This window comes from Sphaerobacter thermophilus DSM 20745, assembly GCF_000024985.1.
GTDB lineage: Bacteria > Chloroflexota > Chloroflexia > Thermomicrobiales > Thermomicrobiaceae > Sphaerobacter > Sphaerobacter thermophilus.
In genome coordinates, this window is record NC_013524.1 from 215132 (window position 1) to 232572 (window position 17441).

Genomic DNA, 17441 nt, shown 5'->3' on the forward strand with positions numbered 1-17441 from the left:
ATCCGAGCAGGTTGACGGGCCGCGCCCGCTGCTCCCATCGACTGTGCGCGGCGCTCCGGAATCTACGGTGCGCTAGAACTCCTTCAGCCGCGACTCCATCTTATCCCAGCGGTCAATCCGCGGGTTGAGAACCCGCGGCCCATCGGCCTCGATGACGACGGTTCGGGCATTGCGGGCACCGATGCGCCCGGGGATGTAGACGCCCGGGCGGTCCACCAGCACCATCCCAGGCGTCAGCGCCGTCGCCTGGGAGCGGGTGAGATACGGTGCCTCGATCGGACTGAGGCCGATCCCGTGACCGGTTCGGTGCCGGATGTTCGTGCCGAGCCCGAGGCGCTCCAGCGCCCGGCGAGCGGCCAGGTCGACCGACTCCGCGGTCGCGCCCGCCGTCATCGCCTCGAGCGCTGCGTTCTGGGCGATCATCGAGCTCTCCACCCAGCGGACCACATCGCGCAGCGGGTCGCCGACGAAGAAGGTGCAGCCCGCCTGCGCGTGGTAGCCGGCCACATTCGCGGTGAACTCCACGACGACGCAGTCGCCCCGGGTCAGGGATCGGCTGCTGGTTGGGGCGTTCGGCATGGTGGTGCGGGTGCCGCTCTGCACGGATCCGGTGATAGCCGGTCCCGGGAGGTCGTAGTCGTCACCGAGATCCTGGCGCATGATGCCGTCGACAACGGAGACGATCTCCGCCAGTACGTCCTGTTCGGTGCTGCCGGTCGCAAGGCGTGCGAAGGCCCGCTCGAGCGCCATATCGGCGTACCCCGCCGCGCGCTCGATCAGGGCGATCTCGGCCGGGGATTTCACCACTCGCTGCTCGGCGACCGGATCGAGCAGTTCGACCTCCTCGACCTCTTCCGCGATGTGCTTCCAGTCCTGGGCGCTGACGGCGGTATCGACGACGAGCGGGCCGCCGGCCTCGCGGGCCATCCAGCGCACCGGCGGTTCGTCCGCCGGGTACTCGGCGTACCAGCGGACGTCGGTCACCCAGCCGCTTGCCAGGTGTTCAGCCTCCATCTGCGGCACGAACAGGGCCGCGCTGCCGTCAGCCCAGACACAGGCCGCGAGCGGCCGGTCCGTCGGCAGGAAGCGAAGGCCGGTCACATACCTGATGTTGGCTGGATCGAAGAGTAGGGCAGCGTGCTTCTCGAGCGTGGTGAGCCGCTCGCTCAGCAGCTTGGCCGCCCGCCGGTGAAACGCTTCTCCGAGCACCATGCCGCTCTCCTCACCCTTTCGTGCCTGTCCACCGCGATGGCCTGATCCACGCCGCAGGAAGCTCCGCAACGTCGCCCATAATGATCGCCGCTCGCAGCGGATCGTGCCAGTACGTTCATCGTCCTACCGGGACTCTGACAATTCTCCCACACTCTGGTCTGGACAAATCGCCGGGTTGGGGTCAGAATAGGAGTAACCGGAGATGTCTAACCCCAGAAGGGTCAACGCTCCGGGGTCTAACTCAGCACACCAGACTCATCTCCTCCTCACGTGCGAGGCAGCCGTCCACCAGCGGCTGCCTCGTGCGGTTTGGCATGTCACAACGGGCTCACCGCGGCAGTCCGCCGCAACGACACAGAAAGTTCCAAACCGGTAGAATAAGTACATTGGATGGCACCCAGGGTGCGATGCCCAAGGGCAAGCGTCATCTTCGGCATCGCCCGCTTGCGGGGGCCGCCGGAAGCAGACCAAACAGGGTCCAAAGCATCGAGGAAGGCATTCCAGTAGCATGAGAGAGCCCACCAACCGCCAGGGGTCGCCGGGCCCCGGCGAACCCCGCCCGCCAGCTCAGGGGCGGCCGCGGTTTCCAACCTGGATTCTCTGGGTGGCATTGCTGGCACTGGCGCTGTGGAACGTCTACACGTTCTTCTGGCCGTCGAGTGGTGCGCGGCTGAACATCCCGTACTCGGCGTTCATCCAGCAGGTCGAGGGCGAGAACGTCTCCAGCGTCACAATCAGGGGCCAGCGGGTCAGCGGCACCTTCACGGAGGAGGTGCGCGTCGCGGGCGACCAGGTGCTCAGCCCCGGCGATCCCGTACCGCCCGGCACCAGCCCGAATGAAATCCGGACGGGAACCCAGTTCCAGACGACGATACCGGAGAACAGCCAGACCGAGCTGGTCCCGCTGCTGCAGAGTCACGGGGTCACCGTGAAGATCGACCAGGCGGGTGGCTCCGTCTGGCCCAGCCTGCTCGCCACCATCGTCCCGCTGTTCCTCTTCATCGGGTTGATGGTCTACCTCGGCCGGAGCATGTCGCGCGGGCAGCAGAACGTCTTCAGCTTCGGCCGCTCCAAGGCGCGCGTCTATGACGCCGAGCGTCCGCGCGTCACCTTCGCCGACGTTGCGGGGGAGGAGGAGGCGAAGGCCGAGCTGTCGGAGGTCGTCGACTTCCTGCGCAACCCGATGAAGTACCACGCCATCGGCGCGCGGCTGCCGCGGGGTATCCTGCTGGTCGGCCCGCCCGGGACGGGGAAGACGCTGCTGGCGCGTGCGGTGGCCGGAGAGGCCGGAGTGCCCTTCTTCAGCGTCAGCGCATCCGAGTTCGTCGAGATGTTCGTCGGCGTCGGTGCCAGCCGCGTGCGCGACCTGTTCGAGCGAGCCAAGGCGTCCGCCCCATCGATCATGTTCGTCGATGAGCTGGACGCCGTCGGCCGGCAGCGTTTCGCCGGGCTCGGCGGCGGGAACGACGAGCGCGAGCAGACGCTCAACCAGTTGCTCGTCGAGATGGACGGATTCGAGCCTCACCAGGACGTGATCGTGATCGCGGCCACCAACCGGCCGGACGTGCTGGACCCGGCCCTACTGCGCCCGGGTCGCTTCGACCGGCAGGTGACGGTCGGGCTCCCCGACCGCCGCGGGCGCGAGGCGATCCTGCGCATCCACACGCGGGGGATCCCGGTGGCGGACGACCTCGACCTCGAGGAGCTCGCCGCGGCCACCCCGGGTTTCTCCGGGGCGGACCTGGCCAACCTGGTCAACGAGGCGGCGCTGATGGCCGCGCGGAAGAACAAGAAGATCGTCGAGCGGATCGACTTCGACGAGGCGCTCGACAAGATCGTGCTCGGCACCGAGCGGGCCATGATCATGAGCGAGCACGACAAGCGGGTCGTGGCCTACCACGAGGCCGGCCACGCGGTCGCCGCCCACTTCTCCCCTGGGACCGACCCGCTACGGAAGGTCAGCATCGTGCCACGCGGGCAGTCGCTCGGGGTGACGATCCAGGCGCCGGAAGAGGACCGCTTCAACTACAGCCGGGCCTATCTCCTCGCGCGCCTGACCGTCATGATGGGCGGGCGAGCTGCCGAAAAGCTTGTCTTCAACGAGATGACGACCGGCGCCCAGAACGACCTCAAGGAAGCCACGCTGCTCGCGCGGCGCATGGTCGGGCTCTGGGGCATGAGCGACGAAGTCGGTCCGGTCTACCTGGGGATGGGCGAGCAGCACGTCTTCCTCGGGCGGGAGATCATGCAGGACCGCGATGTCGCCGAGGCCACCCTGGAGCGTGCCGACGAGGCGGTCCAGCGACTCCTGCGCGAGGCGATGGAGCGTGCCGAGCAGTTGCTCCGCAAGTATCGCGATAAGCTGGATGCGCTGGCCGAGGCGCTGATCGCGGAGGAAACGATCGGCCAGGAGAAGATCACGGAGATCCTGGGTGCGCCCCCGGTGCCGTCGGCCGCCCCGGCCGCGGCGGCGGACAGCGTGTAGGGCGGCAGGTTCGCCCGGGTAACGACGTCCGGCGGCCGCCCCGCACGGGGCGGCCGCGGCGCGGTTTTCGGCCGGCAGAGGTGATGGGACGGCGGAGATCCGAGGTGGAGCGGACAAAGGACGAACACTTCAGCGCCCTGTTTGTGGTGGTCGCCGCGCTGTTCGTCACCTCACTGATCACGGCCAACATCGTGGCGGTGAAGCTGGTCGATATCGGCGGGCTGGTCGTGCCGGCCGGCACCGTGACGCTCTTCCCCTTGAGCTACATCTTCGGCGACGTCCTGACCGAGGTGTACGGCTTCCGCCGAGCCCGGCTCGTCATCTGGCTGGGGTTCGTGTGCAACCTGCTCGCGGTCGGCTCAATCGTCATCACCCAGGTCCTGCCGCCGGCGGCGATCTGGGACGGACAGGCGGCCTACGAGCGCATCCTCGGTTTCACGCCGCGGCTCCTGGCTGGCTCCTTCGCCGCCTACCTTGTAGGCGAATTCCTCAATGCCGTGGTGCTGGCCAAGCTGAAGATCGTGACGCAGGGGCGCTGGCTCTGGATGCGGACCATCAGCTCCACGCTGGTGGGCCAGGGGGCGGACTCATTGGTCTTCATCACAATCGCCTTCGTGGGAACCATCCCTGGGGGCGAACTCGTGCCGTTAATGGTCACTGCCTGGCTCGTCAAGTCTGCCTACGAGGTCCTGGCAACGCCTCTGACCTATCTCGTGGTGAACACGCTCAAGCGGCGCGAAGGGGTAGACACCTACGACTACGGCACCGATTTTTCGCCTCTGCGGCTCCGTTGACAACGCAGTCGCACCGAACACGTGAGAGTGCATGGTATGATACGCGCGGCACTCCATATGCGGTCGAGCCGTGCGCGGATGGGTGGCGGATAGGGCGATAGGGGTAGGGCGAGCGATGGACCTCGGGAGCGTGATCTCAAAGCGGATCGCGTTCGTGTTCCCCGGACAGGGGAGCCAGTACGTCGGCATGGGTAAGGCCCTCTATGAGAAGTCGGCCGCTGCCAGGAAGGTCTTCCAGCAGGCTGATGAGATCCTCGGGTTCCCGTTGTCCACGCTCTGCTTTCACGGGCCGACTGAGGAGCTGGGCGACACCATCAACGCCCAGCCGGCGATCCTCACGGTCAGCCTCGCCTACCTGGAAGCCCTGCGCGAGCGGTGGCGCTCGCTCAATGTGAATATCGTGCCGTCCTTCGTCGCCGGACACAGCCTCGGCGAGTTCACCGCGCTGGTGGCCGCGGGTGTGCTCGACTTCGCCGATGCGCTCTACCTCGTGCGGGAGCGCGGCCGGTTGATGAAGGAGTGCGGGGATCTCCAGCCGGGCGGGATGGCGGCCGTCCTGGGTCTGGATCGCGAGACCCTCGAAGCCATCTGCGAGGAAGCCTCCGAGGTCGGGACCGTCGTGCTGGCTAACGACAACTGCCCCGGACAGTCGGTCATCTCCGGCGAGAACGCCGCGCTGGAGCGGGCAATGGAGCTGGCCCGCCAGCGGGGCGCCCGCAAGGTCGTGCGGCTCGACATTTCAATCGCATCCCACTCGCCGTTGATGGAGCGCGCGGCTCAGCAGTTGGCGGAGCTGGTCAACAAGATCCCCCTGCGTGAGCCGCAGGTGCCAGTCGTGGCGAACATCTCCGGGCGCTTCATGACCACGGTCGACGAGATCCGGAAGGAAATCGCCGCGCACGTCGTTCGCCCGGTCCAGTGGACCCACTCGGTGCGTGAGATGGCGAACGACGGCACAGCCGCCTTCCTGGAGATCGGGCCGGGCCAGGTGCTGGGCGGGCTGATCCGGCGCATCCGGAGCGATGTCGAGGTAATGAGCGCGAAGGATTTCGGGATCTAGGGTACGGGGAATACGGGGAATCGGGAGGAAACAAGGGTGCATCGTGTCGTCGTCACCGGGCTGGGAGCGGTCACGCCGATCGGGATCGGCTATCCGACGTTCTGGCGCAACCTCCTGGACGGTGTCTCGGGAATCGATCGCATCACGTCCTTCGATCCGAGTGATCTCGAGGTCCAGATCGCAGCCGAGGTGACCGACTTCGATCCTAGAGACCACATGGACTTCAAGGCCGCGCGTCGGATGGACCGCTACTCGCAGTTCGCGGTCGCAGCGGCGCGGGAAGCGATCGAAGACGCCGGCCTGACCATCGACCAGAGCAACAGCGAGCGCGTCGGCGTGATGATCAACACCGGCGGTGGCGGGATCCAGACGCTGACGCGCGAAGTTCTCGTCCACCACAGCCGCGGGCCGAACCGAGTCAGCCCCTTCTTCATCCCGATGTTCGCCCCGAACATGGGCGCCTGCCAGGTCTCCATCACCTTCGGCATCACCGGGCCTGTGATGGCGTCGGTGGCGGCCTGTGCGGCCGGCACCCAGGCCTTTGTCGACGCACTGCGCATGCTGCAGCTCGGCGAGGTAGACGTCATGATCGCCGGGGGCACCGAGGCGGGGATGGACCCCGTGGCGGTGGCCGCCTTCGGCAACATGGGAGCGCTTTCGAAGCGGAACGATGACCCGAAGCGGGCCAGCCGCCCCTTCGACAAGGACCGGGACGGCTTCGTCTTCGGCGAGGGCGCGGCGGTCATGGTGCTGGAGACCGAGGAACATGCCCGGCGCCGCGACGCGCGCATCTACTGCGAACTTGCGGGCGGCGCGCTCACCGCGGACGCCTTCCACATCAGCGCCCCGCTGCCGGGCGGCCTCGGCGCGGCGCGGGCCATGCGCCAGGCGATCGCCGGTGCCGGCCTGACCCCCGAGGACGTCGACTACATCTGCGCGCACGGGACGAGCACTCCGCTCAACGACGTATCGGAGACGGAAGCAATCAAGTCTGTCTTTGGTGAGGCGGCCTACCGTGTGGCGATCAGCTCACCCAAGAGCATGATCGGGCACCTGGTGGGTGCCGCGGGCGCGGTGTCCGGTGTCGTCTGCGCGCTCGCGATCCGGGACAACGTGATCCCGCCGACCATCAACCTCGATGAGCCGGACCCGCAGTGCGACCTCGACTACGTGCCGCACACACCGCGGAAGGCCGAGGTGAACGTCGCCATGGCGAACGCCTTCGGCTTCGGCGGCCAGAACGCCGTCGCCGTCTTCCGCCGGTACGAGGGATAGCAGGACCGGCCTTCAGCCAATAACCCCCTCTCCCGATTGGCCCATGGTCCTCAGGACCAGGCTAAGGGAGAGGGGGTTGTTGTGTATCCGACGAGAGATCCTTCGATCTCGTCGGGCCCGGCTCCGCTCAGGATGACATCGGCTCAAGGGCCTGAGCGTCACACGCTGCGGAGCGCGAACGGTGCTTAGTCAGCCGTGAGCGGCTCGGTGGAGGGCTGGCGGCGGCGCAGGAGGATGAAGAGCGCGACGGCGGACACGGCCAGCACGACCAGCGACACCACCTGTGCTTCCTGCAGCCCCCAGAACCAGATCCGCTCCTGGCGCACGAAGCTGATGACGAAGCGGGTCACGGCGTAGAGCAGGGCGAAGACCGCGAAGGTCGTCCCTGCCGGGAGGCGCCGGCGGTTGAGCCAGACCACCACCCCGAAGATCATGAGGTTCATGGCCATGTCGTAGATCGGGTACGGATGGGTCGGCACGCCGTGCAGGCTGCTGGGCAGCAGGGCGTCGGGGTGAGTGTAGGTCAGGGAGAAAGGTCCGTCGGTCGGCGCGCCCCAGGCGTCCCCGTTGATCAGGCAGCCGATGCGGCCCACTGCCTGGGCCAGGATCAACCCCGGCGCGATCGCGTCGATCACCTGCCCGAAGGGATAGCCGAAAAGGCGTGTCAGCAGGAGCACGGTGAAGAACCCGCCGATGACCGCGCCGTAAACAGCCAGGCCGCCCTCTTGAATGGCGAAGGCCTCCAGCGGGTGGTCCACGAAGTAATCGGCATGGTCGATGACGTAGAACAGTCGCGCGCCGAGGATACCGCCGATGATGGTCCAGAACGCCAGCCCGTCGAACTTCTCCAGTGACAGCCCGCGGCGAGCAAACTCACGATAGATCACGACGACGGCGAGGACGATGGCGAAGGCCGTCAGCAGTCCGTGCCATGCCAGCACGAACGGTCCAATGCGGGCGAGATTGGGATCCATTCCGATCGTAAAGTGGAACACCGCCTGTCCTCCGCGCTTCACCGAATCCCGCGCCTAGTGTGCCACAGGCCGGGCGGGTGTGGGTGATTCGGCATTCGTCGTTCGACATACGTCATACGTCATACGTCATACGTCATGCGTCCCTCCTCACCCCCGGCCCCTCTCGAACGGAGCCCACCAGGAGAGAGGGGAGCACGACGGAACTACGGAACACGGAACACGCAATACGCAGTACGAGTGACGCATGACGTATGACGCATCAATAGAACAGCGTGACGCGCTCGATGAGGATCCAGGGGGCCTGGGGGGCGTCGCCGTTCGGAGAGGTGTTAGCAATCACCAGCCGGTTCTCGCCGTCGCGCAGGACGGAGCGGTCCTGGATGATCCAGTAGGCATTGCCGGACTCGCCATTGGGCAGCGGGTTATCACCCTCCCAGACGAGCTGTCCGTTGAGGGTGATCCGGATGGGCGCCTTCCGCTGGGCTAGATCGTCGGTGCCGGTGATCTGGAGGACGACGACGGGGCGATTGGACTCTGACACGTCAAACGTGGCCGTCCCCGTGTGATAGTCGCTCTGGCCCCCGAAGAGGAACGCCGCCTTGTCCGGGATGTTGCCCTGGCGGTTAGACCCCTCGCCCGGCACGAGCGCACCCTCGAAGTCCTCGCCGTCGAGTTCGACATCCCGCGCGCCGACCGTGAGGGACCGGGCGAGCGCCTCCGGCGCGGGGCTGCCGATCGGCGTGCCCGGATCCTGCGTTGGCTCGGGAGTCGGCTCCGGCGTCGGTGTTGGCTCCGGTGTCGGCGTCGGAGTCGGCTCGGGCGTTGGCGTCGGCGTTGGTTCCGGCGTGGGTGTCGGTGTCGGGGTCGGCTCGGGCGTCGGGGTCGGCTCAAGTGTCGGCGTCGGCTCCGGTGTCGCGGTCGTAACCGCGGGAAGCTCCTGTGTCGGGCTAGGCGCGGTGTCTCCGTTGCCGTCGCCCATGGCGAGCAGGGCGATGCCGCCGATACCGAGCAGGATCAGGATTCCGGCCAGGAGCACGAGCGGCCAGGTCGGCGTTGGGTCCGGGACCGCCGCGGCCGTCCGGCGGCGGGGTGGGGGCGGCGATCCAGGCGGCTGCGCCGTGCGGGCGGCCCTGCCCGTGTGCTGCATGGCACGCGTTGCACCGGGGCCCGAAACCGGCGCCGTCGCGGCGGCGAGGATCCGTGTCGCCTCGTCCGCGCTCGGCGTGCGCTCGAGTGCGGCTTCCATCTCAGCCGCGGACTGGAAGCGGTCGCTCGGGTCCTTGGCGAGCGCGCGGAGCACGACCAGTTCCAGCCCAGGCGGGATGTCGGGGTTGAGCGTGCGCGGGCGCGGCGGCGGATCGTTCACGTGCTGGAACATGACCTGGACTGGGTTGTCCCCCGGGAACGGCAGCCGCGCCGTGAGCATCTCGAAGAGAATGACGCCTGCGGCGTAGATATCGGCAGCAGGCGTGAGCGGCTGGCCGCTGGCCTGCTCGGGCGCCATGTAGGCAGCAGTCCCCAGCGCCATGCCGGTATCGGTCAGCCCGGTGTCGAGCGCTCCGCGAGCGATGCCGAAGTCGGTGAGCTTGGCGGTGCCCGACTGGGCGATGAGCACGTTCTGGGATTTCACGTCTCGGTGGATGATCCCCGCCCGGTGGATGGCGCCCAGTCCCTGCAGGATCTCGCGGATCAGCCGCGTGGCCTCCGGCACCGGGAGCGGCGCGCGCCGCCGGATGTGCTCCTTGAGGTCGGTGCCGTCGACCCACTCCATGACGATGTAGAGCGTGTTGCCGTCGCGGCCGTAGTCGTAGACATCGACGACGTTCGGGTGCGTGACGGACGCCGCTGCGCGAGCCTCGCGCTCGAAGCGGGCCGCGACTCGGACATCGCTGGCGTATTGCTCACGTAACACCTTGACGGCGACTTGCCGTCCGAGTGAGGTATCGGTGGCCAGGTACGTCTCGGCGAAGCTCCCTTCGCCGATGCGTGCGGTGAGCCGGTAGCGTCCGGCCAGAGTGTGTGGCAGCGTCAGGGACACGCCGTCTCCTTCTCGGTCTGGTCCGACCCGATGCCGGTTCCCTCCCGACCGGAGATTGTACGGCTTTGGTCCCGCGGGGTCGAACGAGGCGGCCGGGATACCCGGCTAGGGGCGCACTGGTTTGGCGATCACGATGAGCCGGTGGTCGTCGATGCCGTAGGGCCAGCAGGTCACGAGCGTCAGCCGCTCCTCCGGCATCGGCGCGAAGTATTGCCCGGTCGCGATCCGGGTGGCGATGGGCATCCCTGCTTCCTTGCGGTAGACGATCTCGGTCACGGCGTAGGTGTGCTCGCCCTCCGGCGTCACCAGGATCACATGGTCACCGAGCGTCAGGTGCTCCAGATCGCGGAACACCTCGCCGCGCCAGTCGTCGTGGCCGGCGATGACGATGTTCCCGCCCTCGCCGGGGTCGGCGGATGTGCTGTGGTGCCCGGCTGCGTAGTCGGCGACCTGCCACTGGATGACCCGGACGCCTTCGATCTCGACCACGTCGTAGCCGACCTCGACGATCGGCGCATCCAGCCCAATTGCCGGGATCTTGATCTGCGTCGCGTGTGGCCGGTCGGGCACCGGCGTTCGGGTGGGTATCGCCGTCGGCGATGGCGCGGGAGTGGCGGGGGCAGGCGTGGTCGTCGCGGCGCTTGTCTCCTGGGGCGGCGTCGGCGTGGTTGCCGGAGCGGCCTGGATGACCGGCGGTGCGAGCGTGCTGCCCGGCGTGGCGATGCGGTCGGGTGGTGGCGTCACGCTGGCGACCCGGCCAGCGGGACGTCCTCCGGCGGCGGCCAGGCTGACAGCCGCGCCCAGCAGCACGATGCCCAGCACGATGAGCACGCTTCCGAGCGTGCTGCCCCTGTGTCGTGGCGCGCGTCGCTGTTCTCCGCCGGTTTCTTGCTCGTCCATCGCCGATCGCTTTCGTCCTCGATATCCGGGCCGCTGTAGGCATAACGGATCGGTGCTCTGATCGGATGGCTAGCGCGATGGCACCCAAGGTGCTTGTTGCCCTCCGCATCGACACGGGACTGAAGCGGAGAGAGGTGCGTGGTGAGCGACCAGGAAGATCGGCTGCTCAGCGAAGCGGCTGCCGACGAAGAACAGATCGTCTCCACGCTGGTGGATGAGCTTCGTGATTCGTTCCTCGGTTACCTGCACGGCGCGATTGGGTTCGACGAGTTGACCTTCGAGGTCTTCGACACCCTTCAGGCCGTCCACGCGGTGCGCTCCGGACGATACACCATCGAGTACCTGGACGAAGAGGACACGGTGATCGACGAGATGGAGGAGTTGAGCCAGGAGCCGGTCCGCGAGGAGGCGCAGAAGCCGCGGCGCCGAAAAAAGCGTCGATAGCGCAGCCCCACACCGCCGCGCAGCGCTGGCAAGCAACATGCGGGACATCACAGTTACGCAATCCACAGATATCGGTCGTGGCAGGGGTGGAAAGGGGTGCTCGCGATGCTGGCGTTGTCGCGTAACTGGTGGGCGGTGGCTGTCCGCGGCGTCGTCGCCATCCTCTTCGGCCTGGCGGCACTCGTGTGGCCGGACGTGACGCTGGCTTTCCTCATCGCACTTTTCGGCGTATACGCGCTGCTCGACGGGATCTTCGCCATCGTCGCGGCCTTTCGCGCCGCCCGGCGGGATCTCCGGTGGGGGCCGCTCGCGTTCGAGGGCGTTCTCGGGATCCTGGCCGGCCTTGCCGCCTTCGTCTGGCCAAGCCTAACCGCTCTGGCGCTGCTCTACCTGATCGCGGCCTGGGCGATCGTTACCGGGCTAGCCGAGGTGATCGGCGCTGTGCAGCTCCGCGAGGTCGGGGGCGGAACGCTCTGGCTCGGGCTGGCTGGCGTCATCTCGATCATCTTCGGCGTGTTGCTGATCCTGTTCCCCAGCTCTGGGGCACTGGCGGTGCTCTGGGTGATCGGTGTCTACGCGATCGTCTTCGGCATCCTGCTGCTGGTGCTCGCGTGGCAGCTCCGCAGCATGGGGGAGCAGCGACCCGCAATGTGACTCCGACCACGGGGTGCGGACCGGGCTCGCCGAGCCCGGTCCGCTGCCTTTCCGTCTGACGGTGGCTGCGATGGCTACCATGGGCAGGGACATGCGCCGAACGGGGACGAGCCCCGCCCCTACCGCACGGTGACCCGCACGATGTGGGAATCCTCTCCCTCGCCCAGGGCGAACCACACTTCGTCGGGTCCGACCCAGAGCGGGTAGGCTGCGGGCGTGTCTTGGGAACTGAGGTAGTGCAGGGTCCGCCCGTCGCGGCTGGCGAGCGCGACGCGGCAGCGGTCGCAGCCGCGGGCGTGCTGGTAGAGGGCAACCCGGTCGCCGAGGTCGAGCGCGGCGTCGGCGCTGATCCTGAGCCCTTCTGTGTCATATCGTAGTACGCCGGATCGCCGTTGCGGGCCCCGCGCGACCAGCGCGGGGCCGGTCGCTACTGTCCACTTGGACAGGTGTACACGGCCTCATGGGACAGTAGCGGTACACGCGAAGCATTGCTACGATGGCTTGGTCTCTCGGGGACGCTGGTCCCCGGGTTGGGTGTCAGTCGGAAGGAGCGAACAATGGTGTGGTGCAGTGACGTCACTCTCGTTGCCGTTGTTCGGCCTTCGATCCGGCTGCCCCTGAGGTACGTCATGTGACGCGCCGCCGTCTCTGTCTGTGGCAGCCCGGATCGATCCGCTCGATCCGGGTTTTTGTTTGCCCGGATTGTCGAAAGGGGGCCGATGCGATGGTGAAGACGCCGCAGCTCGATGAGAGCGAAAGGCGCCGATGCGCGGGAGACCCGCGATAGATGGAGGAGCACCGGCAACGTCGCCGGTGCTCGGAAAGAGCGAGGCTTGACCATGGATCACATGCACTTCGTCAACGAGAGGCTGGCCGCCGAGCGACAGCAGCGCTGGCTGCGTGAGGCGGAGGAACGGCGGATGATGCGCCAGGTGATGCAGGCGCGGCGCGCGGGCGGAATGCGCCTGGCGGTTGGCGCGGCCGTCATGCGGCTGGGCGCCTGGGTCGCTGGGCAGTCGCTGGCCGACATCATCTCGCCGGAGGGCCGCCTCTCCTCGGCAGGATAGGTGACCGGTCATGACGCTGCGGTTGTCGCACTGGAGATCCCGGGCTACGAGCCAACTCGTAGCCCGGGACGTTTTTTTGGGGCCGCGACGTGACTGGCTGGCACGGTCGCCCTGGACTCGCACGCGGGCCTCTGCTATGATGGTGACGCCAATGTACGTACATGGCTGACGGGGGGACAGTCTACCATGCCGCCGATCGTCGCCTTTTTCAACCAGAAGGGTGGGACCGCCAAGACCACCAGCACGCTCAACGTCGGCGCGGCGTTGGCCGAGCGCGGGCGCCGGGTGTTGGCGATCGACCTCGATCCGCAGGCGAGCCTGACGATGGCGCTCGGCATTGACGTCGGCGCGCTCGACCTCTCGATCTACGATCTCCTCTCCGACGAGGAGTTGCCCGTGGCGGAGGCGATCCTGGCCAGCCGTATCGAGGGCCTGGACCTGATCCCGAGCCACCCCGACCTCGCCGCCGCGGAACTCGAGCTGCTCAACGTCCTGGAGCGAGAGCGGCGGCTTTCGGACAAGCTTGGCGCGGCGCAGCCTCTACCCTACGACTACGTGCTGATCGACAGCCCGCCCGCGCTGAACATCCTGAGTATCAACATCCTGGTCGCGGCGGACGCGCTGGTGATCCCGATCGAGCCGCATCCCCTCTCGCTCATGGTGCTGCGGCGATTGTTCGACACGATCGGACGCATTCGGCGGCTGAACCCCAAGCTTGAGGTCATCGGCTTCCTCCCGACGAAGGTTCATCACTCGTCGCGGCTCGCGGCCGACATGATCGACACGCTGCGGGAGCAGTTCCCTGAGCTGCCGCTGCTGCCGATCATCCCGCTCTCCGTGAAGGGGGCCGAGTCGATCGCGGAGCACACCTCGATCCTCCAGTACATGCCGCGGTCGCCGCTGTCGGCCGCCTACCGGGAGGTCGCGAGCATCTTGGAGGCGCGCGTAGGGAGCCCGGCCCATGTCTGAGCCAGCCCGCAGCGTGGTCGAACGGCCCGCGGCGCGCCGCCGCCGCTTCACCGTCGACGCGCTGTTCCAGGACACCTCACCCCGTGCGGTGGGCGTCAGCGATCTCGTCACCGCCAAGGAGATCCGGCTCGACCGGATCGAGCCCGACCCGCATCAGCCACGCCGCACCTTCGATCAGGAGCGGCTGGAGGAGCTGGCGGCGTCGATCGCACAGGAGGGTGTGCTCCAGCCGATCGCGGTCCGCTATGACGAGGAGCGCGACCGGTACGTCATCCTCCACGGCGAGCGCCGCTGGCGCGCGGCACAGATGGCTGGCCTCACCGCGATCCCGGCGGTCGTGCGCGACGTGCCGGAGGAGCGGCGCCTTCTGCAGCAGCTCATGGAGAACGTGGTCCGCGAGGACCTGAATGCTGTCGACCGCGCCGCGGCGCTTCGTGCGCTCAAAGCCCAGATGGGTGACGCATCCTGGGAGCGGGTGGCCGAAGCGGTCGGCATCAAGCGGAGCCGCCTCTTCCAGTTGCTGGGGACCGAGAAGCTGCCCGATGCGGTGCAGGAGGATATCCGCGCCGGTCGGCTCTCGGAGAAGCAGAGCCGCGTGCTCCAGGGACTCGCACCCGCGGCGCAGGCCGCGCTGGCGCGCCTTATCGTTGACGAGGGCCTGGGGCAGAACGAGGCCCAGCGGCTCGCCCGAGCGATCCGCGATGACCCCGAATTCGCGGCTATGGAGCCGCCCGCACTTGTCGAGCGGTTGCGGGCGATGCGGGAGGTCGTGGAGCGTCGCCCGGCGCGCGATGCGGGGCCGTCCAGCGTCGCGGCCGCTCTTGCGCGGGCACTTGGTGAAGCCGCGCCCGCGCCGGACGACAGTGACTACATCCAGTCCGCGGTGGCGCGTGCCGGGGCACCGGCCCCAGACAAGGATCTGCTGGACGCGCAAACGCGCGCCCTGGCCCTGTCCCTGGCGCAGCTGGCGCAGGCGCCCCTCCCGGCCCGTGAGCGGCGCGCTCTGGCTCCGCGCCTGCGTGCCCTCCGCGAGTTGATCGGGGCCGCGCTCGATCCCAAGAAGGGGTGAGCGTTCACCCGGAAATCCGGCACCTTGCCGCCTTCCGCGGTACTCATACGCACCCGAAATGGACGAGAGCCGGCAGAATGCCGGCTCTCATGGTATTCGCAAGGACGTATTGGCACTTTGGCGTTTCCACTTGAACAGCCGATGTCACCCTGAGCGAAGCGATGGATCTCGCGCTGCGGACCACCCAACCGAGAGATCCATCGCTTCGCTCAGGATGACAACACCACCTCAGGATGCTACGAAGCCGGGCCATCACCGACATTCGGTCCGGTATGACGCCTCACCCGACAACGACGTAGGTGTTGGTGCTGATGATGCCGGGGAGGCCGTGGATCTCGCGCATAATCAACCGGCCGATCTCCCGCGCGTCGGGCACCTCGATCACGACGATCAGGTCGTACTCGCCGGTCACGATGTCCGCGTCGCGTACCCCCGGCAGCTGTGCCAGCGCTTCCTGGACACGTTCCACGTGGCCGACGTCCGCCTTGACCAGGACGTACGCGCGTGCCACCACAAGCCTCCGATCCGCTGTCTCGCCGCCAGGTCCGCGTCGCCGGCATCGTACGATCGGCTCTGGCCGACAACGCCGCTCCCGGATCAGCGGGCACGGGAGCCTGCGCTGCTCCGGCGCCTGGCCGCCCGCGCGCGCTCCGCGAGCCCCGGATAGGCGGCGTCGAACGGGAACCAGGTATCGGGGTCGGTATCGACGCGGGCGATCAGCATGGCGACCTGGAGTTCTTGCAGGGCGCGGTTGAAGCGGCGCTCCGCGCCCGGTCCTTCGAAGCCCGCCTCGGCCCGCAGTTCGCGGTTGGTAATCGGCCGGGTTGCGATGACGGTCAGGAGCCGGCGCGCGTCGCGGCTCACCTCGTCCGGCTCGCGGCGCTGCTCCCGCATGATCTCCTCCAGCCGCTCGATGGTGCAGAGCATCGCGCGCCCGTTGGCGAGCTTGCCGTAGAAGATCTCGTCCGGGTACATGGCCGGCAAATCGTTCTTCAGCCGCCAGACGAGATTCGTGCGCTCGCCGAAGCCCCGCTCGCCGGGGCGCTTGTCGGGCGCGTCGACCACATCCCACAGTGTCGGATAACCGAGGCGCCCCGACTCGCTGAAGATCAGGCAGAGGCCGACCTCCTCCACGAAGCGCTTGGCGTCCTCCACGGTTCGGACCCAGCGGTCCCGAATGGGTGCGGCGTCACGCGATGGCGTCGAGCGCATCGGCGAAGATCTCCAGGGTGCGGTCCACGTCCTCGTCGGTGTGGGCGAGGGACACGTAGAACTTCTCGCCCGGATTGAGGAACAGGCCGCGCTCGACGCAGGCGAGCCCGAAGGCCCGCGCGCGGGCGCGGTCGGTCTTGAGCACGCCCGGGTAGTCGTGTACGGGCGCGTCGGTGAAAAAGACCTGGAATACCGGACCATCCCCGGCGACGAAGATCGGGATGTCGCGCTCGGCAGCCAGCGCCCGCAGCCCCGACGTGAGTCGCTCGGTCGTCGCGTACAGCCGCTCGTAGGTACCGGGGGCGCGCAGCACGTCGAGCGTGGCCAGCCCGGCGACCGCGCCGATCGGGTTCCCGTTGAGCGTGCCGCTGAGGTAGGCGAAGGGTGCCTTCCCGCGGCGGGTCGGGTCGGTCACGGCCAGGATCTCTGCCGGGCCGGCGACCGCCGCCAGTGGGTAGCCGCCCCCAATGACCTTGCCATAGGTGGCGAGATCCGGCACCACCCCGTAGCGCTCCTGACCGCCTCCGTAGGCGAGGCGGAAACCGGTCACGATCTCATCGAAGATGAGGAGCACGCCGTGGCGGCGGGTGAGCTCGCGCAGCTCAGCCAGGAAGCCAGGCGCCGGCACGAGTGACCGCTGCAGCGGCTCGCAAATCACGGCGGCGAGGCGGTCCGCGTGGGTGGCCATCACCTCACGGAGGAGGTCGACGTCGTTCCAGCGCGCCACCAGCACATCGGCCTCCACCTCGCTCGGGATACCGGCCGAGTCCGGGATCGGCCTTGGGTAGTCGGTCGGCCGCGGGGCCATCGCGCTCATCAGGGCATAGTCGTTGACTCCGTGAAAGCCCCCCTCGAACTTGAGCACCAGCGGCTTGCCGGTGTAGGCGCGGGCGATGCGCATGGCGTGGAGGGTCGCCTCCGTGCCGCTGCTGACGAACTTCACCTGCTCGGCGCAGGGGATCGCGTCGATCATGCGCTCGGCCAGCTCGATGATCGGCTGGTTGAGCGTGTAGAAGGTCGAGCCGAGTTCGGCCTGCCGTTGGACCGCTGCGACCACGGCTGGGTGCGCGTGGCCGATCAGCAGCGGGCCGGAACCGAGCACGTAGTCAATGAACTCGCGACCGTCCGTGTCCCAGACGCGGCTCCCCGACCCGCGGGCGATGACGATCGCCAGGTCGTCGGGGAGCCGGAAGGTGCCAAGGCACCCGCCGACCGCGCTCGCAGCACGGTGGAGGAGCCGTTCCTGCTCCGCGCTTCGTGGTTGCATCTGGCGTACTCCTGATTGATT

17 protein-coding genes are annotated in these 17441 nt (G+C 67.9%); 10 read left to right on the forward strand and 7 right to left on the reverse strand.

What is annotated here, in order from left to right:
• Positions 1 to 72: 72 nt before the first annotated feature.
• On the reverse strand, positions 73 to 1212 hold the full coding sequence (locus tag STHE_RS13265) for a M24 family metallopeptidase (RefSeq protein ID WP_012873100.1): 1140 nt from the start codon (positions 1210 to 1212) through the stop codon (positions 73 to 75).
• A gap of 604 nt (positions 1213 to 1816) precedes the next feature.
• On the opposite strand from STHE_RS13265, the gene ftsH reads away from it, so the two are divergent.
• From ftsH to fabF, 4 genes are all read left to right on the forward strand, one after another.
• Positions 1817 to 3697 carry an ATP-dependent zinc metalloprotease FtsH gene (gene ftsH / locus STHE_RS13270; protein ID WP_245534920.1) on the forward strand — a complete coding sequence of 627 codons (1881 nt, stop codon included), beginning with the start codon at positions 1817 to 1819 and terminating at the stop codon, positions 3695 to 3697.
• Positions 3698 to 3780: 83 nt separating this feature from the next.
• Entirely contained in the window at positions 3781 to 4491 is a 711-nt protein-coding gene (locus STHE_RS13275; RefSeq protein WP_052295376.1) for a queuosine precursor transporter, read from the forward strand.
• A gap of 115 nt (positions 4492 to 4606) precedes the next feature.
• The gene (gene fabD / locus STHE_RS13280; RefSeq protein WP_012873103.1) at positions 4607 to 5551 is read left to right on the forward strand and encodes an ACP S-malonyltransferase; all 945 of its coding nucleotides are present in this window, start codon (positions 4607 to 4609) and stop codon (positions 5549 to 5551) included.
• Positions 5552 to 5587: 36 nt separating this feature from the next.
• A complete protein-coding gene (fabF, locus tag STHE_RS13285) occupies positions 5588 to 6826 on the forward strand; it encodes a beta-ketoacyl-ACP synthase II (RefSeq protein WP_012873104.1) in 1239 nt (412 codons plus the stop codon).
• A 185-nt stretch (positions 6827 to 7011) separates the two neighbouring features.
• Here fabF and lgt read toward each other — a convergent pair whose 3' ends face one another.
• From lgt to STHE_RS13300, 3 genes are all read right to left on the reverse strand, one after another.
• The gene (gene lgt, locus STHE_RS13290) at positions 7012 to 7821 is read right to left on the reverse strand and encodes a prolipoprotein diacylglyceryl transferase (protein WP_012873105.1); all 810 of its coding nucleotides are present in this window, start codon (positions 7819 to 7821) and stop codon (positions 7012 to 7014) included.
• 238 nt (positions 7822 to 8059) lie between these two features.
• Positions 8060 to 9838, reverse strand: coding sequence for a protein kinase domain-containing protein (locus STHE_RS13295; protein WP_012873106.1), 1779 nt, complete (start codon positions 9836 to 9838; stop codon positions 8060 to 8062).
• Between the two features lie 105 nt (positions 9839 to 9943).
• Positions 9944 to 10738: a sortase gene (locus STHE_RS13300; RefSeq protein ID WP_012873107.1), complete on the reverse strand. Its 795-nt coding sequence runs from the start codon at positions 10736 to 10738 to the stop codon at positions 9944 to 9946.
• A 141-nt stretch (positions 10739 to 10879) separates the two neighbouring features.
• Here STHE_RS13300 and STHE_RS13305 point away from each other — a divergent pair, with 141 nt between their 5' ends.
• The 6 genes from STHE_RS13305 (at position 10880) to STHE_RS18150 (ending at position 14941) form a co-directional block, all read left to right on the forward strand.
• A complete protein-coding gene (locus STHE_RS13305; protein WP_148220096.1) occupies positions 10880 to 11182 on the forward strand; it encodes a hypothetical protein in 303 nt (100 codons plus the stop codon).
• 105 nt (positions 11183 to 11287) lie between these two features.
• Positions 11288 to 11836, forward strand: coding sequence for an HdeD family acid-resistance protein (locus tag STHE_RS13310; RefSeq protein WP_012873109.1), 549 nt, complete (start codon positions 11288 to 11290; stop codon positions 11834 to 11836).
• 236 nt (positions 11837 to 12072) lie between these two features.
• Positions 12073 to 12213, forward strand: coding sequence for a hypothetical protein (locus STHE_RS19090; protein ID WP_169308208.1), 141 nt, complete (start codon positions 12073 to 12075; stop codon positions 12211 to 12213).
• A 462-nt stretch (positions 12214 to 12675) separates the two neighbouring features.
• Positions 12676 to 12903 (forward strand): hypothetical protein, encoded by a 228-nt coding sequence (locus STHE_RS13315; RefSeq protein ID WP_012873110.1) that lies wholly within the window; start codon positions 12676 to 12678, stop codon positions 12901 to 12903.
• Positions 12904 to 13089: 186 nt separating this feature from the next.
• The gene (locus STHE_RS13320) at positions 13090 to 13872 is read left to right on the forward strand and encodes a ParA family protein (RefSeq protein ID WP_012873111.1); all 783 of its coding nucleotides are present in this window, start codon (positions 13090 to 13092) and stop codon (positions 13870 to 13872) included.
• The gene (locus STHE_RS18150; protein ID WP_012873112.1) at positions 13865 to 14941 is read left to right on the forward strand and encodes a ParB/RepB/Spo0J family partition protein; all 1077 of its coding nucleotides are present in this window, start codon (positions 13865 to 13867) and stop codon (positions 14939 to 14941) included. Before STHE_RS13320 ends, STHE_RS18150 begins: the two co-directional genes overlap by 8 nt.
• Positions 14942 to 15221: 280 nt before the next feature.
• On the opposite strand, the gene STHE_RS13330 is transcribed toward STHE_RS18150, so the two are convergent.
• The 3 genes from STHE_RS13330 to STHE_RS13340 all read right to left on the reverse strand — a co-directional run bounded on the left by STHE_RS13330 (position 15222) and on the right by STHE_RS13340 (position 17420).
• Entirely contained in the window at positions 15222 to 15452 is a 231-nt protein-coding gene (locus tag STHE_RS13330; RefSeq protein WP_012873113.1) for an Lrp/AsnC family transcriptional regulator, read from the reverse strand.
• Positions 15453 to 15538: 86 nt separating this feature from the next.
• A complete protein-coding gene (locus STHE_RS13335; RefSeq protein WP_012873114.1) occupies positions 15539 to 16153 on the reverse strand; it encodes an AlkZ-related protein in 615 nt (204 codons plus the stop codon).
• Positions 16131 to 17420 carry an aspartate aminotransferase family protein gene (locus STHE_RS13340; RefSeq protein WP_012873115.1) on the reverse strand — a complete coding sequence of 430 codons (1290 nt, stop codon included), beginning with the start codon at positions 17418 to 17420 and terminating at the stop codon, positions 16131 to 16133. The genes STHE_RS13335 and STHE_RS13340 overlap by 23 nt, the downstream gene beginning before the upstream one ends.
• Positions 17421 to 17441 lie beyond the last annotated feature (21 nt).

Coding starts and splice junctions, on each gene's coding strand:
- STHE_RS13265 (WP_012873100.1), bottom strand. CDS start 1,212: ATGGTGCTCGGAGAAGCGTTTCACCGGCGGGCGGCCAAGCTGCTGAGC.
- STHE_RS13275 (WP_052295376.1), top strand. CDS start 3,781: ATGGGACGGCGGAGATCCGAGGTGGAGCGGACAAAGGACGAACACTTC.
- fabD (WP_012873103.1), top strand. CDS start 4,607: ATGGACCTCGGGAGCGTGATCTCAAAGCGGATCGCGTTCGTGTTCCCC.
- STHE_RS13300 (WP_012873107.1), bottom strand. CDS start 10,738: ATGGACGAGCAAGAAACCGGCGGAGAACAGCGACGCGCGCCACGACAC.
- STHE_RS13310 (WP_012873109.1), top strand. CDS start 11,288: ATGCTGGCGTTGTCGCGTAACTGGTGGGCGGTGGCTGTCCGCGGCGTC.
- STHE_RS13315 (WP_012873110.1), top strand. CDS start 12,676: ATGGATCACATGCACTTCGTCAACGAGAGGCTGGCCGCCGAGCGACAG.
- STHE_RS13320 (WP_012873111.1), top strand. CDS start 13,090: ATGCCGCCGATCGTCGCCTTTTTCAACCAGAAGGGTGGGACCGCCAAG.
- STHE_RS18150 (WP_012873112.1), top strand. CDS start 13,865: ATGTCTGAGCCAGCCCGCAGCGTGGTCGAACGGCCCGCGGCGCGCCGC.
- STHE_RS13335 (WP_012873114.1), bottom strand. CDS start 16,153: ATGCGCTCGACGCCATCGCGTGACGCCGCACCCATTCGGGACCGCTGG.
- STHE_RS13340 (WP_012873115.1), bottom strand. CDS start 17,420: ATGCAACCACGAAGCGCGGAGCAGGAACGGCTCCTCCACCGTGCTGCG.